The organism is Paenibacillus sp. MCAF9, from assembly GCF_052114265.1.
Lineage (GTDB): Bacteria > Bacillota > Bacilli > Paenibacillales > Paenibacillaceae > Pristimantibacillus.
Map to the genome: position 1 here is coordinate 276,382 of NZ_JBFREL010000001.1, position 15,748 is coordinate 292,129.

14 protein-coding genes are annotated in these 15,748 nt (G+C 44.3%); 12 read left to right on the top strand and 2 right to left on the bottom strand.

The genetic code is table 11. The features are described 5' to 3' along the window. Window positions 1-24: 24 nt before the first annotated feature. Window positions 25-663: a thiamine diphosphokinase gene (locus AB4Z45_RS01270; protein ID WP_441907540.1), complete on the bottom strand. Its 639-nt coding sequence runs from the start codon at window positions 661-663 to the stop codon at window positions 25-27. 223 nt (window positions 664-886) lie between these two features. Here AB4Z45_RS01270 and AB4Z45_RS01275 point away from each other — a divergent pair, with 223 nt between their 5' ends. Both AB4Z45_RS01275 and AB4Z45_RS01280 read left to right on the top strand, forming a co-directional pair. Further along, window positions 887-1,528, top strand: coding sequence for a trimeric intracellular cation channel family protein (locus AB4Z45_RS01275; protein WP_339209625.1), 642 nt, complete (start codon window positions 887-889; stop codon window positions 1,526-1,528). Continuing rightward, window positions 1,525-2,022, top strand: coding sequence for a low molecular weight protein-tyrosine-phosphatase (locus tag AB4Z45_RS01280; RefSeq protein ID WP_441907541.1), 498 nt, complete (start codon window positions 1,525-1,527; stop codon window positions 2,020-2,022). The genes AB4Z45_RS01275 and AB4Z45_RS01280 overlap by 4 nt, the downstream gene beginning before the upstream one ends. 61 nt (window positions 2,023-2,083) lie before the next feature. Here AB4Z45_RS01280 and AB4Z45_RS01285 read toward each other — a convergent pair whose 3' ends face one another. Continuing rightward, a complete protein-coding gene (locus AB4Z45_RS01285) occupies window positions 2,084-2,821 on the bottom strand; it encodes an alpha/beta hydrolase (RefSeq protein WP_339202661.1) in 738 nt (245 codons plus the stop codon). A gap of 290 nt (window positions 2,822-3,111) precedes the next feature. Between AB4Z45_RS01285 and pdhA the strand changes: the two genes are divergently transcribed. The 10 genes from pdhA to AB4Z45_RS01335 all read left to right on the top strand — a co-directional run bounded on the left by pdhA (window position 3,112) and on the right by AB4Z45_RS01335 (window position 15,698). Then, window positions 3,112-4,179, top strand: a complete 1,068-nt coding sequence (gene pdhA / locus AB4Z45_RS01290) for a pyruvate dehydrogenase (acetyl-transferring) E1 component subunit alpha (RefSeq protein ID WP_441907542.1) — start codon at window positions 3,112-3,114, stop codon at window positions 4,177-4,179. Window positions 4,180-4,199: 20 nt separating this feature from the next. Next, window positions 4,200-5,177, top strand: a complete 978-nt coding sequence (locus AB4Z45_RS01295; RefSeq protein ID WP_441907543.1) for an alpha-ketoacid dehydrogenase subunit beta — start codon at window positions 4,200-4,202, stop codon at window positions 5,175-5,177. Window positions 5,178-5,191: 14 nt separating this feature from the next. Continuing rightward, window positions 5,192-6,523: a dihydrolipoamide acetyltransferase family protein gene (locus tag AB4Z45_RS01300; protein ID WP_441907544.1), complete on the top strand. Its 1,332-nt coding sequence runs from the start codon at window positions 5,192-5,194 to the stop codon at window positions 6,521-6,523. 3 nt (window positions 6,524-6,526) lie between these two features. Next, window positions 6,527-7,942, top strand: a complete 1,416-nt coding sequence (gene lpdA, locus AB4Z45_RS01305) for a dihydrolipoyl dehydrogenase (protein ID WP_076265847.1) — start codon at window positions 6,527-6,529, stop codon at window positions 7,940-7,942. Between the two features lie 112 nt (window positions 7,943-8,054). After that, complete coding sequence (locus tag AB4Z45_RS01310) at window positions 8,055-8,540, top strand: acyl-CoA thioesterase (RefSeq protein WP_441907545.1); 486 nt, start codon at window positions 8,055-8,057, stop codon at window positions 8,538-8,540. A 55-nt stretch (window positions 8,541-8,595) separates the two neighbouring features. Further along, on the top strand, window positions 8,596-9,552 hold the full coding sequence (locus AB4Z45_RS01315) for a thymidylate synthase (RefSeq protein WP_441907546.1): 957 nt from the start codon (window positions 8,596-8,598) through the stop codon (window positions 9,550-9,552). Window positions 9,553-9,594: 42 nt separating this feature from the next. After that, the gene (locus AB4Z45_RS01320; protein ID WP_441907547.1) at window positions 9,595-10,086 is read left to right on the top strand and encodes a dihydrofolate reductase; all 492 of its coding nucleotides are present in this window, start codon (window positions 9,595-9,597) and stop codon (window positions 10,084-10,086) included. A 245-nt stretch (window positions 10,087-10,331) separates the two neighbouring features. Beyond that, window positions 10,332-11,819 (top strand): glutamate synthase subunit beta, encoded by a 1,488-nt coding sequence (locus AB4Z45_RS01325; protein ID WP_441907548.1) that lies wholly within the window; start codon window positions 10,332-10,334, stop codon window positions 11,817-11,819. Window positions 11,820-12,076: 257 nt separating this feature from the next. Continuing rightward, a complete protein-coding gene (locus tag AB4Z45_RS01330; protein WP_441907549.1) occupies window positions 12,077-13,237 on the top strand; it encodes a hypothetical protein in 1,161 nt (386 codons plus the stop codon). Between the two features lie 202 nt (window positions 13,238-13,439). After that, window positions 13,440-15,698, top strand: a complete 2,259-nt coding sequence (locus AB4Z45_RS01335; RefSeq protein WP_441907550.1) for a DNA topoisomerase 3 — start codon at window positions 13,440-13,442, stop codon at window positions 15,696-15,698. The last annotated feature ends 50 nt before the right edge of the window (window positions 15,699-15,748 follow it).

Genomic DNA, 15,748 nt, shown 5'->3' on the forward strand with positions numbered 1-15,748 from the left:
CGGTTGGGTCTTTTGTTTAAATTGTTAGTCACGACTTTGGATGACCAACAATAAGCCTTTTCTTATGGAGATGGTTCCAGTAGATGATAGAAGGACGTTGCTAATCCCGAGAGACTGACCAATCGTTAGTTCGGCGTCAGTCAGCGGATATTGAAAACCATCAAGCGTAATTCCTTCTACTTTTAACGACAGCGGAAGCAATGAAACGTTCGGATATCCTTGCTGCTCGATGTTTAATTGATCGCTAATTAAAGAAATTTTATTATGGTCATCAATGATCGTCATTTTCACCTGTTGCTGGGAAGAAAGCGCGAGCAGGTGGACGTTAGCTAGGGAATGATCAAATCTAGTGCCCAGCGCTCCAAGTAAAATGATTTCAGTAGGCTGCAAGTCCAAAGCGAGGCGTATGGCCATTTCCGTATCGGTATAGTTTTTGTCGATGGGGTCACAAGCTATCGTTTGACCGCTATTTTCTCGAATTTCTAACAAATCTTCTTCTGATACGGAATCAAAGTCTCCGATCGAAATATCCGGACGTCGTCCGTTCTTAATGAGGAAGCGAGCACCGCTGTCTGCTCCAATAAGCAGATCATCGGGCTTTATATGTGCAAGTGCCCAGGCGCCAAGCTGGCCGCCCGTGCATATGACGATGCGAGGATGCATGATGAATTTTCCTTTCTTTTTGGCGAAATCTAATGTAATTCACTCCAGTATAATGCCTTTTGTTCTATAAAAACTAGAGGAGTGGAATAACTGTATGGATAAACGGATGAATTTCACGAAATTTGTCGTTGCGTATCCACATCCTCCCAGCTAAAATGATGAATGAAAGTCAAGGTGCATTGATCGGTTCATGTACGGGAAGCGAGGAGTATTTGCTGTGAGTATGGACATTTTTGGTATTTTTAGCATTATCGGAACAATTGCCTTTGCAGTCAGCGGAGCGATTGTCGCTATGGAGGAAGAATACGATATACTAGGTGTGTTCGTGCTTGGACTTGTCACAGCATTTGGCGGCGGTGTCGTGCGTAATCTTTTGATAGGTATGCCAGTTACATCGCTTTGGAATCAAGGATACCTGCTCAAAATAGCTATCATTGCGATGACGATTGCTTTTCTATTGCCTGTTGACTGGATTCAGCGCTGGCGACGGAGCGAGGCGTTTTTTGACGCGATTGGATTATCAGCCTTTGCTATTCAAGGAGCGCTATATGCAACACAAATGAAGCATCCTCTTAGTGCGGTCCTTGTTGCGGCTATGCTGACAGGAATTGGCGGCGGTATCATTCGCGATGTGCTGGCAGGCCGCAAGCCGCTTGTGCTAAAAGATGAAATTTATGCCGTTTGGGCCATGCTTGCAGGTCTCGCGATTGGACTTGGTTGGATAAAATCAACCTTGGAGCTCTTGGTTTTATTCGTTATTATTATTAGCTTCCGCATGCTATCTGTCTATTTCAAGTGGAAGCTACCAAGACGCACGTTACATATTCATACTTCTAATGAACAGCAGAAAAGAGGAACATCATGAAAGCTCGCATTTTATTTGTTTGTCTCGGAAACATATGCAGGTCCCCAATGGCTGAAGCCGTTATGCGCCATCAGGTAGAGCAAGCAAAATTGACAGATCAAATTATGGTTGATTCCGCAGGAACCGGTGACTGGCATTTGGGTCATCCGCCGCATGAGGGCACGAGGGATCAGCTGGATCAGCATCAAATTTCACATCAGGGTATGAAAGCTCGATTAGTAACGCCTGATGACTACAACACGTTTGATTATATCGTATGTATGGACACAAACAATTTAAGAGATGTACACAAGCTGTTTTTTGGAGAAGGTAAAGCTACTGCAGAGGAATCCAAACGATTGTTTACTTTTATGGAGCTGCTGCCTGGAAAAGGAATAGCCGATGTGCCTGATCCTTATTATGAAAACAATTTTCCGTTTGTTTATGAATTAGTCGACAGCGGATGTAAGGAGCTTCTCAAACGGGTAAAAGCAGATTTGCAATTAAATGAATAAATTCATTAAAAAAGCTGTCCAACAGTTCCGAAAGGAGCCTGCTGGACAGCTTTGCTTTTGATTATTCAACCTCAATGAAATAGGCGAGAGCTTTATCAAGCTCTTTTTGCCAAAAACCCCATTGATGCTTGCCGTCTTTTTCTTCATAGAAGACAGTAGCTTGATTAAGTTCGAGCAGCGCCTTGGCGTTGCGATTCAAAGCTACAAAATCAAATACGCCACGGTCTGTTTCATATGCATCCTCTTGCAGACCAACAATCATATAAATATTGAGCCAGCTAAGGTCTCCTGCTGCGGAAATAATATTTTGGGATACGCCATAAAAAGCTCCTGATAATGACATAACTCGTGTAAATAGCTGCGGGTAGGAGAGAGCTAAATGCAAGGAAACGGAGCCGCCGAGTGAATCACCTGCCAATAATCGATGCTCTGGTTCTTGTCTTACCGCATAACGTTCCTCAACAAACGGAATGAGCTCTTCCGCGAAAAACCGAATGTATGCCTCGTGTCGATTGCCATCTGGCGTGTATTCCTCCGTGCGCTGCTTTTTGTCGACATCAACACCTACAATAATGAAGGGCTCAAGTCCCTCATCCAAAATCAATCGCGTCGCTGTAGTCGCAATTCGCCCAAAGTTGAAAAAATCTTCGCCATCCTGGCAATAGACGACAGGGTAGCTAAGTACCTCGTTATATCCTGGCGGCAAAAAGATACGCAAATTGCGGCTTTGTTCAGCCAAATATCGGCTTGGCACGGTTTCCTTTACTATTGTTCTCTTCAAATATCGCTCATCTGTCATTTCTTTCTCTCCTATCGGTTGAATTTATTGAATGGAAAACATCTGTTGTGGGTAAACAATAGAAAGACAATCAAAGGAATCACATCTATTTCTGTCTTGTTGTATTATGCTGTTATACTAATAAATAAAGTCTGTAGCATATACAATTTCTTAAAAGAATGATGAGAATCAGCGAAAAAACAACGGTTTTTGTGTTTTTTGCTTTGACCATTTTCATTAAACAGGTTTATAATAATTCTATAACAGAGGTAAACGATTTTCAAATATTTCGATTGAGGTGAGCGATCAAAATGAGCAAATTGCCATACGAAGTTCAAATGGAACCGGTAACTCCGCTATCTGTCTTGTCACTCGACGGGGATGTTGTTAACCCGGACTTATTGCCGGCTTTGTCTGATGATCAATTAAAAGAAGTTATGTACCGCATGGTATTTACTCGTACATGGGATGAGCGTGCTGTTAATTTAGGCCGTCAAGGAAGACTTGGCTTTTACGCTCCAGTATCAGGTCAAGAAGCATCAATGATTGGCAGCGAATATGCGCTAAACAAAGATGATTTCATTTGCCCAGGATACCGTGATATGCCACAGCTTGTATGGCATGGTTTGCCATTATACCAAGCTTTCCTATATTCTCGCGGACACCAACAAGGTGGTCAAATTCCTGAGGATGTACATGTTCTAATGCCGCAAATCATAATTGGCGCACAAGTATTGCACGCAACTGGCGTAGCAATGGCATTTAAGAAAAAAAATGAAAAACGTGTAGCTATCACGTATACAGGCGACGGCGGTTCGTCAGAAGGCGACTTCTACGAAGGCATGAACTTCGCAGGCGCTTATAAGCTGCCTGTCATTTATGTTGTACAAAACAACGGCTATGCTATTACTACACCTTACTCCAAGCAAACAGGCGCTTTGTCTGTTGCACATAAAGCTGTTGCTGCCGGTATCAAAGGTGTTCAAGTGGATGGTATGGACGTACTTGCTGTTATCAAAGCTGTTCAAGAAGCAGCAGAGCGCGGCCGCAATGGCGAAGGCGCTACTTTGATTGAGCTTCTAACTTACCGTTTCCGTCCGCATTCCTTGGCGGATGATACGACTAAATACCGTACAAAAGATGAAGAAGCAGAATGGGCTTTAAAAGATCCGCTTGTTCGTTTCGGTAAATATCTAGAGAAAAAAGGCTTGTGGACTGAAGAAGACACAAACCGTGTGAAAGATGAAGCAAAAGCAACAGTAACTGAGCACATCAAAAAAGCTGAAGCAGTTGAAAAAATGACTGTAGCAGGCTTGATCGATAGCATGTTCGAAACAACACCGCAATACTTGGAAGAGCAAAAGGACGATTTTCAATAGAAGAGGAGGATCAGACGATCATGGCTCAAATGAATATGTTGGAAGCAATTCGCGATGCGATGCGCGTAGAACTTAAACGTGATTCGAACGTTGTCATCTTTGGTGAGGACGTAGGTAAAGTCGGCGGAGTATTCCGTGTGACAGAAGGTTTGCAGGATGAGTTTGGTGAAGAACGCGTATTTGATACGCCTCTTGCTGAGTCAGCTCTTGCAGGTATGGCAGTTGGTATGGGCTTGCAAGGCTTCCGTCCAATCGCTGAAATTCAATTCGTAGGTTTTATTTATGAAGCGCTTGACCAAATGTTTGTCCAAGCTGCTCGTATGCGTTACCGCTCTGGCGGTCGCTACAACTCACCAATCGTATTCCGTACACCTTTTGGCGGCGGCGTTAAAGCGGCTGAGCTGCATACGGATTCCCTAGAAGGTCTTGCTATTCAAACACCGGGTATCAAGGTAGTTATTCCTTCAAACCCTTATGATGCAAAAGGCTTGATGATTTCTGCAATCCGTGATAATGACCCTGTATTTTTCATGGAGCACTTGAACTTGTACCGTGCGTTCAAGGCTGAAGTTCCTGAAGGTGAATATACAGTTGAGATCGGCAAAGCAAATGTTGTTCGCGAAGGCAGTGACGTAACGATCATTTCTTATGGTCTTATGGTTCACACAGCTGTCAAAGCAGCAGAAGAACTTGAAAAAACAGGCGTGAGTGTAGAAGTTATCGATCTTCGCACACTGCTTCCGCTTGATATCGATACAATCGTTGCTTCAATTAAGAAAACAAACCGTGCTATTGTCGTTCAAGAAGCACAAAAAACTTCTGGCGCAGCAGCAGAGATCATTGCACAAATCAATGAAAAAGCAATTCTGCACTTAGAAGCTCCAGTACTGCGTGTTGCTGGTCCGGATACTGTATATCCGTTTGCTCTAGTTGAGGATGCGTGGCTTCCTACGGTAGCTCGTATTTCTGCAGCGGTTAACAAAGTACTGAACTTTTAAAGGAGGTTAAAGCGGTGGCTAAATTCGAATATCGTTTCCCAGAGCTCGGCGAAGGTTTGCACGAAGGCGAAATCATTAAAGTGCATATCAAAGTCGGAGACACGGTTACAGATGATGACATTATTATGGAAGTTCAAAACGATAAAGCGATCGTCGAAGTGCCTTGCCCAGTAAATGGTAAAGTACTCGAAGTACTCGTAAAAGACGGACAAGTTTGCCACATTGGCGAGGTTGTTGCAATTATTGATGCAGAAGGCGAATTGCCAGAGCAAGCTGAACCAGCAGCAGCTGAAGCACCTAAAGCAGAAGCTCCTGCAGCGGCGGCACCAGCAGTTGAGGCGCCTAAAGCAGAAGCTCCTGCAGCACAAGCAGCAGCTGCTCCTAAAGCAACTGGCGGTCTTGTACTAGCAACACCTAGCGTTCGTAAATTTGCACGCGAGCAAGGCGTAGACCTAACACAAGTAGGCGGAACTGGCAAAAACGGACGTATCACTCGTGATGACGTAACTGGTTTTGGCGGCGCTCCTGCTGTTGCGGCTACAGATGCATCTGCTCCTGCAGCTGAACAAACAAGCAACGCAGAAGTTGCAGCTAAAGGTGCTGGCGAAGCTAAACCTGCTGCAGTATCGGCTGGAACACCGTACCGTCCGGAAGAGCGCGTACCATTCAAAGGTATTCGCAAAATCATTGCTAACGCAATGTCGAAATCGGTTTATACAGCTCCACACGTTACAATCATGGATGAAGTTGATGTAACGGAGCTCGTAGCACTTCGTGCTAAATATAAGCCTTATGCTGAGAAAAAAGGCTCCAAGCTTACGTACTTGCCGTTCATCGTGAAAGCTCTTGTGGCAGCATGCCGTGAGTTCCCGATCTTGAACGCAACGCTTGATGAAGCTAATCAAGAAATCGTTCTTCGCAAATTCTACAATATCGGTATCGCTACAGATACAGACAACGGCCTAATCGTGCCCGTTATTGAAGATGCAGATCGTAAAAACCTATTCAAAATTGCTGATTCGATCCGTGATCTAGCTGCTCGCGGCCGCGACGGAAAACTTGCTGCTAACGAGCTTAAAGGCAGCACAATCTCGATTTCCAACATTGGTTCCGCTGGCGGTATGTTCTTCACTCCAGTTATCAACTTCCCAGAAGTTGCAATTCTTGGAACAGGTAGAATTACTGAAAAAGCAATTGTTCGGGGTGGTGAAATCGTAGCTGCTCCTGTAATGGCTCTTTCACTTAGCTTCGATCACCGTCTTATCGACGGCGCTACAGCTCAAAACTTTATGAATTACATCAAAACACTTCTGGGTCAACCAGAACTGTTCATAATGGAGGTATAAGACATGGTTGTTGGTGATGCTTCCCTAGATATTGACACTCTAATTATTGGTGCGGGCCCAGGCGGTTATGTAGCAGCGATCCGTGCTGCTCAACTTGGTCAAAACGTACTCATCGTGGATAAAGAACATGTAGGCGGCGTATGCTTGAATGTGGGCTGTATTCCATCGAAAGCACTTATTTCCGCTTCACATCAATATGAATCAATCAGTCACGCTTCCGCATTCGGTATCGAAGTTGGAGAAGCTAAGGTTGACTTTACTAAAGTGCAAGAGTTCAAAAACGGCATCGTGAAAAAATTGACAGGCGGCGTTGCTTCTCTTCTGAAAGCAAACAAAGTCCAATATTTCCAAGGCGAAGTTATGTTTATTAACGAAAACGAAGCGCGTGTATTCAACGATCAAGAAGCGCCTCGCTACCGTTTCAAAAACTGCATTATCGCTACAGGATCACGTCCAATTGAACTAAAAGCTTTCCCTTTCACTGGCCGTATCGTATCTTCAACAGGCGCATTGTCCTTGCCAGAAATTCCGAAGAGCCTTGTCGTTATCGGCGGCGGCTATATCGGTATCGAGCTTGGTCAAATGTACTCCAAATTCGGCACAAAAGTTACAGTAATTGAAGGCTCCGATGCAATTTTGCCGGGCTTTGACAAAGATATGTCCAACATCGTTGCGAAGAAACTAAAAAGCACGAATGTGGATATCATTACTGGCGCACAAGCAAAAGGTGCTGAGCAAACAGATAAAGATGTTACTGTAACTTATACAGTTGGCGATAAAGAAGAGAAAGTAACTGCGGATTACCTGCTCGTAACGGTTGGACGTCGTCCAAATACGGATGGTGAGCTAGGTCTTGACCTTATTAACGTGAAGCTGTCCGATCGTGGACTAGTTGAAGTTGATGAGCAATGCCGCACTAACATTCCTCATATTTATGCGATTGGCGATATCATTGCTGGACCTGCGCTTGCGCACAAAGCAATGTACGAAGGCCGTATCGCAGCTGAAGCCATTTCGGGTCAATCCAGTGTAATTGACTACAAATGTGTACCAGCAGTTTGCTTCTCTGATCCAGAATGCGCAAGCGTTGGTTTCAGTGAGAAGGAAGCAAAAGACAAAGGTCATAATGTAAAAGTTGGCAAATTCCCGTTCGCAATCAATGGACGCGCGATGTCGCTTAATGCAAATGAAGGCTTTGTTAAACTCGTATCCGATGCAGATTCCGGTCTTGTGCTTGGTGCGCAAATCATCGGTATTGAGGCTTCCAATATGATTGCTGAGCTTGCTTTGGCTATCGAAATGGGCGCAACTCTTGAGGATATCGCACTTACAATTCACGCGCATCCTACACTTGGTGAAATCGTGCTTGATGCAGCTGAGGTTGCACTTGGCCACCCGATCCACACTTTCATTAAATAAATCGCAATAATGCTATCGTTTTGCGACAACAGAGGTCACGCGGCTCTCCAGCCGGCGGGGCCTCTTTGCGCTTCAAGAGCTTTAATCCAACAAATAGGAGGCGTACACGAGCATGGAACAATTAACGAAAATGGCTAGAGAATCACGTACAATTATGACGCAGCTGATCTTTCCTTTAGATACGAATCATTTTGATACGATGTTTGGCGGAAAGCTGATGGAGTACATGGATAAGGTTGCTGCGATCTCAGCCATGAGACATGCACGGATGCAAGCTGTAACCGCATCAACGGACAGTCTTGATTTCTTGGCGCCGATTCGGGTCGGAGAAGTTATTGAGGTTGAAGCCTTTGTTTCGTGGACAAATCGTAGCTCGATGGAAGTGTTCGTGTCCGTTCATTCCGAAAATTTGTTCACCGGTGAGCGCAAAACGACAGTTACTGCTTTTTTCACTTTTGTTGCAATTGATGGTAATGGCAAACCTACTATTGTCCCAACGGTCGTCCCAGAGACAGAAGAGGAGATAAAGCTGCATCTTTCCGCTCCTGAGAGGCATGCGCTGAGAAAGAAACGAAAACAGGACAGAAACCCCAGTTGATGATATAATTATTGTTATTTTTCTGATTTTTTTCATGATAGGGAGCAATGTCTAAATGAGCAAAAGCGAACAAACCTACCTGCAGTTGTTAAAATATGTTTTAGAACATGGAACAAAAAAAGAAGATCGAACGGGGACTGGAACGATCTCTACCTTTGGCTATCAAATGCGTTTTAATCTTAGCGAAGGTTTTCCGATGCTTACAACTAAACGTGTGCCATTCAAATTAATTGCCAGTGAGTTGATTTGGTTTATTCAAGGAGATACAAACATTCGTTATCTGCTGCAGCATAATAATAATATTTGGAATGAATGGGCGTTTAAGAGATGGGTGGAGAGCGCATCCTACACGGGCCCTGACATGACGAATTTTGGTCTTCGGTCGCAAACGGATGCTGAATTCTCTAAAGTGTATGTTGAGCAAATGGATCTCTTTAAGCAGCACATCTTAACGGATGACCAGTTTGCCGCTGAATTCGGCGAGCTCGGCAACGTATATGGCAAGCAGTGGAGAGAGTGGAAGACGACGCAAGGGGATGCGATTGATCAGCTTAAGGATGTCATTGCGACGATTAAGAAAAACCCGGATTCGAGAAGACTGATCGTCTCCGCTTGGAATCCAGAAGACGTACCGAGCATGGCACTGCCTCCTTGCCACACCATGTTCCAATTCTATGTAACAAACGGCAAGCTTTCATGCCAGCTTTATCAGCGAAGCGCTGACATTTTCCTAGGCATACCATTTAACATCGCAAGTTATGCCTTATTGACCCATATGATTGCACACGAATGCGGGCTTGAAGTGGGAGAATTCATTCATACGCTTGGAGATGCCCACATTTACACGAATCATTTGGAGCAAATCGAGCTTCAGCTAAGCAGAGAGTCTAGACCGCTCCCTCAGTTAAAATTAAACGCAGACAAAAAATCAATCTTCGACTTTGCAGTTGAGGATTTATCCATTGCGGATTATAACCCGCATCCAACGATTAAAGCTCCGGTAGCTGTGTAAATTCATATTCATTTTAATAAATTAAGAAAGGAGTTAACCATTATGAATATAACTTTGATTGCCGCTATGGATCGCAATAGAACTATAGGAATAGGAAACAAGCTGCCATGGCGTTTGCCAGCAGAAATGGCTTTTTTCAAGAAGATGACGATTGGTAAAACGGTACTCATGGGCCGTAAGACGTTTGAATCCCTGCCTAAGCCATTGGTTGATCGTAGAAATGTTGTATTGACACGTCAAACGGATTTCCACCCTGAGGGCTGTGAAATCGTACATTCGATTAAAGAAGCGCTAGAATTATATACAGCTGAAGAGCTTGTTGTGATAGGCGGTGCTGATATTTACGAGCAGTTCCTGCCCTTCGCTAATAAAATTTTGCTTACAAAAGTGGAAGCAGATATTGAAGGCGGAGATGCATTTTTTCCTGCATTCTCTGATTCGCAGTGGAAGCTTGTGGAAAGCGAGAGCAGAGATAGTGATGAAAAAAACAAGTATGCTTTCACGTTTCAAACGTTTATTCGGTCGGAAGTATAGCTTTTTAAGGTAAAACCGAACGTTTGACGAACGATATGTCAGAAAGTGCAAATGATTGTACGCATAATCCATTACCTTCATAAGTACTTGAATGCTAGGATGTTGTAAAATAGTAAACGAGTGCTTTAGACAAAATATTCGTTTTCGCAGAAAGTTCGTTATTGAATATTTTAAGAATTCCCGATATAGTTTTAAAGAGAATCTAAGCAGTGTTAACGGGAAATATGGATGGAGGAAATGCGATCATGTCTACACCTACTGGTTTTATGGAATTTCAGCGCGAATTGCCGGCCGATCGCGACCCGCTAGAGCGTATCAAAGACTGGCAAGAGTTTCATAAGCATTTTTCGGATGAGCAGTTAAAAACACAAGGCGCTCGCTGCATGGACTGTGGTACACCATATTGCCACACTGGCATTGAACTGGCAGGTTCGGTTTCAGGCTGCCCTGTAAACAATCTCATTCCAGAATGGAATAATTTGATTTATCGCGGGTTATGGCGTGAAGCGCTAGACCGTCTGCATAAAACGAATAATTTCCCTGAATTCACTGGCCGCGTTTGTCCAGCACCGTGTGAGGGATCTTGTACGGTTGGTTTAATAGGCGATGCTGTAACGATTAAAACGATCGAACAAGCAATCATTGATCGCGGGTTTGAAGAGGGCTGGGTTGTTCCACAACCGCCAAAAGTCCGCACAGGTAAACGAATTGCCGTGGTAGGCTCAGGCCCTGCTGGAATGGCAACTGCTGCACAACTGAATAAAGCAGGACATACCGTAACCGTATATGAGCGCGCAGATCGCATCGGCGGCTTGCTAACCTATGGTATTCCTACAATGAAGCTTGAGAAACATGTGGTTCAGCGCCGTGTTGATATTATGGCAGCAGAAGGCGTTGAGTTTGTAACGAATACAGAGATCGGCAAAGATATTACAGCTTCTGAGCTTGTTAATAGCTTTGACGCAGTCGTTCTATGCGGAGGCTCGACAAGAGCTCGCGACGTTGAAATGGAAGGCCGCGATTTGAACGGTGTTCACATGGCAATGGATTACTTGAATGGCACAATTAAGAGCTATTTGGATTCGAATCTTCAAGATGGAAACTATATTTCCGCGAAAGACAAGGACGTTATCGTTATTGGCGGCGGAGATACTGGATCGGACTGCGTGGCTACTGCACTGCGTCACGGTTGTAAGTCGGTTACGCAATTCGGCACACATGCGAAAGCGCCGCTAGTGCGAGACAACGATAAAAATCCATGGCCGCAATTCCCGAATGTGTACACGCTTGATTATGCACATGAGGAAGCAAAAGCACTATTTGGCGAAGATCCTCGAGCGTTTTCTGTACTAACGAAGAAATTTGTTGGCGATGGCAATGGAAACCTTAAAGAGCTTCATACTGTTCAAATTGAACGTACGGTTGATGAGACTGGACGTAAAATATATAGTGAAATTCCAGGAACAGAAAAAGTATGGCCTGCAGATCTTGTATTTATTGCAGTAGGTTTTGAAGGCCCTGAAACGACACTGATTGAGCAGCTTGGTCTTGCACAAGACCGTCGTACGAACGTAAAAGCGACTTATGGCAAATACAACACTAATGTGGATAAAGTATTTGCAGCAGGCGATATGCGCCGTGGTCAAAGCTTAGTGGTTTGGGCGATTAATGAAGGTCGCGAGGCCGCTCGTGAAGTGGATAAATATTTGATGGGATCATCGATGCTTCCTTAAATATTGGACGTGAGATAATAAATTTGATGAATGAGAAGCGCCTTAGGGCGCTTTTCTTGCTGAGTATGGGATCAATACTGTCCCGCATGATAAAGGCTGTGATTGTGAATATCAATTTACGGTTAACGAGAAGGAACAAATAACAGCATTTAAACTGCAGCCGCGCACATTCAAGACGAAATTCAAAAACTAAGCTCACTGTCCTAAGGAAACTTGTGGTAAAATCGGTTTGAGATGACGCGAAGGGGCGATTCGTCATGGCAGCCGATGAAGCATATGTTTTGTCACCAACAGACGTTCGAAATATTCGAAGTTATGTACAACACAAATACGCTGCGCTGCCTGGGGAAAAACGAGCAGAAATTGTAGCGGATGCGGTCAAACGCATAATACATAAGCAATTACCGAATTTCGAGACCAGCGTTAAACGCTCCGTCACAGAAATGCTCATTAGAACAGCTGTTTTGGAGCGGCAAAGACCGGTTAGAGCGGAAGATATTTTTCAAGCCTGCTTAGAGCTAGATCGAACTTCAGCAGAAATATATGATCCGTTCCATGATTGGCTGGAGGAGCAGCTGCTCATAAGCTGCAAGAAGCCTCTCATGCAGCGTGTAATGGACGAGCTCGTATTAAACAGGGAGCAATCGGGTGTAGCTTCAAATGAGGCTGAGAATGGCCTTTTGACGCAGCTGAGAGGATTGCTTATTACTGAAGGTGCTGAATCGCGTAAAATCACACAAGCTTCAACTCATGCAGAGGTCATTTCACTGCCTGCAACGAAATGGAGCAACGTATTAGCACGTAGGATTAGTACTAGAACTTATATATACAGCACATTAAGTATTCTATTAATTGCAGCTACTTTATTGTATGGCTGGTCTTTAAATTTACCGTCTGACAACAAGCTGCAGCCACCAGTTGTTATCAACCAAGTTCAACCTATTGTTGTCCCTGTAGACGGGCTGCCTATCGAGCTTCGTTATCAAGAAATTGATCAAGCGCGCTTGATCTCATTTTTAAAGACGAAATCATCCATACTAGCTGAGGAGCCTTATTTTGGAGCGATTATAAGAGCAGCGCAAGCCTTCGATATTCATCCGGCCGTCTTATTCGCTATAACTGGACAAGAGCAAGGGTTTGTACCGAAAACGAATAAGCAGCATAAAAAGATTGCCAACAATCCTTTTAATGTTTTTCATAGCTGGCAGGATTTTAACACCAATATTAAGCAATCGGCAGAAATTGCGGCGCGAACCGTATTTAACTTAAGCAAGGATAGACCGGCAGAAGTAGATCCGTTTACATGGATTAATCGAAAGTATGCGGAAGACCCGAAGTGGTCGGACGGTGTTCGTTCGATTTTCGCCAAAATCATTGCCTATATGGAGAAGCCGGCTATTAACACAGACCTTCCGTGAACCCAATTGGGACAACTCTCCCACTTGGGTTTGCTTTTTTCTATGGAGAAATTTCAAACTTGATATGGGGAAAAACATTTCTTTTTTGCGCGGAAATCTGTAAAATGTTCTAGTGGCTGTACAGTGCGAAACGTTTATAGCTAATTGTGGAGAGCGATAGACGTTAGACTTTCGAAAAGCTTAATGAAGGAGCGATAATCTTTTGAAGACACTAATCATTGCGGAAAAACCTGATATGGGACGAAATATAGCAGCCGCAATCGATCCTAAAGCAAAAAATCACCGTTCCTACATAGAAGGCGAGCATTATATTATTACATGGGCGATCGGTCATCTAATCGGTCTTGCAGAGCCTGATGCCTATGATGATCGTTACAAAAAGTGGAATATTAATGATCTTCCCATTATACCGACACAGTTCAAGCTCGTACCGAACAAAAAAACAATCGATCAGCTTAAGGTTATCGGTGATCTGGCAAAACGCAGTAATTTACTTGTCAACTCTTGTGATGCCGGGCGAGAAGGGCAATATATTTTTTCCCTTATCCAGCGTCATCTTAAGTTAAACCAACCCGTTAAGCGGCTCTGGATTTCAGACCTTACACCAGAGACGATTCGAAAAGGGTTCGAGGAATTGAAAGAGGGCGCCGAATATGAGAATTTGACCCGCGCGGCAACAGCAAGAAGCGAGGCGGATTGGCTGATCGGCATGAACGGTTCACGTGCTTTTACAACGAAGCATAATGTACTGCTATCGGTTGGCAGAGTTCAGACGCCAGTGCTTGCCCTTATATATGATCGGCAGAAGCAAATTGAAGCATTCTCCTCTTTGAAATTTTTTGAACTGGAAGGACACTTCACACAGGATGAAATGACGTACCGCGGCATGTGGCAGGCCGAGAGAATGACAGATCAAGCAAAAGTTGAGGCCGTTGCGGCAAAGGTTAAAGGCAAGGCGGGACGAATTGCGTCTTATGAAGTTAAGGATACGAAGGAGTATCCGTTTAAGCTATACGATCTCACTCTTTTGCAGCGGGAAGCCAATGGCAAATATGCTTTTTCTGCGAAAAAAACGTTGGATACAGCACAGGCTTTGTACGAGAAGCATAAAGTTATTTCTTATCCGAGAACAAACTCAAATTACGTGACTGAGCAGAACATCCCTGAAATGCACAAAACGTTGAATGCACTTCAAGGTACAGCCTATGATGATCTCGTCAAAGGGGCTAATCGGAGCCTTGTGCATAAGGGAAATAAATTTATTTGCAACCCGACTAAGGTTGAGGATCACCATGCCATTTTGCCAACGAATCGTAAAGCAAATGGACTTAGCCCTGATGAGCAAAAGCTGTATGATTTGATCGTGCGAAGGTTTTTGTCGCAATTTTATCCAGCTGCTGAATATAAGGTTCACACCGTCTTGACTGAGGTAGAGAACGAAATGTTCAAAACGACAGTTAAGGAGCTTCTTAGCTTAGGATGGAAGGTCATCTATGCTGACCAGAAGAAGGAGAAAGCAAAGCCTTCAGCCAAAAGCAAGGATAAGGAAGAAGCAGAGGACGAAGAAATTGAAGTAAATGAGCCTTTCTCCATATCAGCAGATGCAGGGATTAGCTGTTCGGATGCCATTGTGAAAGAGAAGGACACACAGCCTCCCAAGCATTACACGGAGGGCACACTGCTTAAAGCAATGGAGAGCGCAGGCAAACAAATTGAGGACGAGGATGTCCGAGATGCAATGAAAGATTCAGGATTAGGTACACCAGCTACGCGCGCAGCTACGATTGAGCGGCTGAAAAACGTTGGTTATGTGGAAATGCAGGGCAAAAAAATACAAGTTACACAAAAAGGTCGAACAGCTATTGAGCTGATTCGTGGTGCTGGTATTGATTTGCTTACCTCTCCTGAGATGACGGGGTTGTGGGAGCGACGATTGAACGAGATATCCAGAGGAACAGCTTCGGATGGACAATTCATGGAAAATGTAAAAAAATTCGCGACAATGATCGTGGACAAGGTTCGCGTTCAATCACGAGCCGCCAAAACATCATTTGAGAGTGAAGCTCCTGATTCCCGCAAAGGCACTGGCGGGAAGTCAGGTACAGCGACTCGCAACCGTGCAGCCTCAACTAAAACGGCTGGAGCGGCAAAAAAAGTGGCATCGGCTGCGTCTACTGTATCAGGCAGCCCGACTGTTATTGCCACTTGTCCAAGGCCAGGCTGCGGCGGTTCCATCTTTATGGGGCGCAAAGGCTATGGCTGTTCTCACTATAAGGAAGGTTGTAAATTCGTTATATGGAAAGAAAGCTTTGGCAGGAATTTGACGGATACTCAGGTGAAAGCTTTAGTCGAGAAGGGGAAGACGACTAAGCTGAAGCTTGAGCTTCCGGATGGTACGCCTGGAGAAGGAAAAATAGTGCTTAGAAATGTGGATACCGGAGAATTAGCAATCGAACAGTAGAGGGCATTTCTCTTCCATAGGAAAAACCCGAATTCGTCAGAAGCAATAAG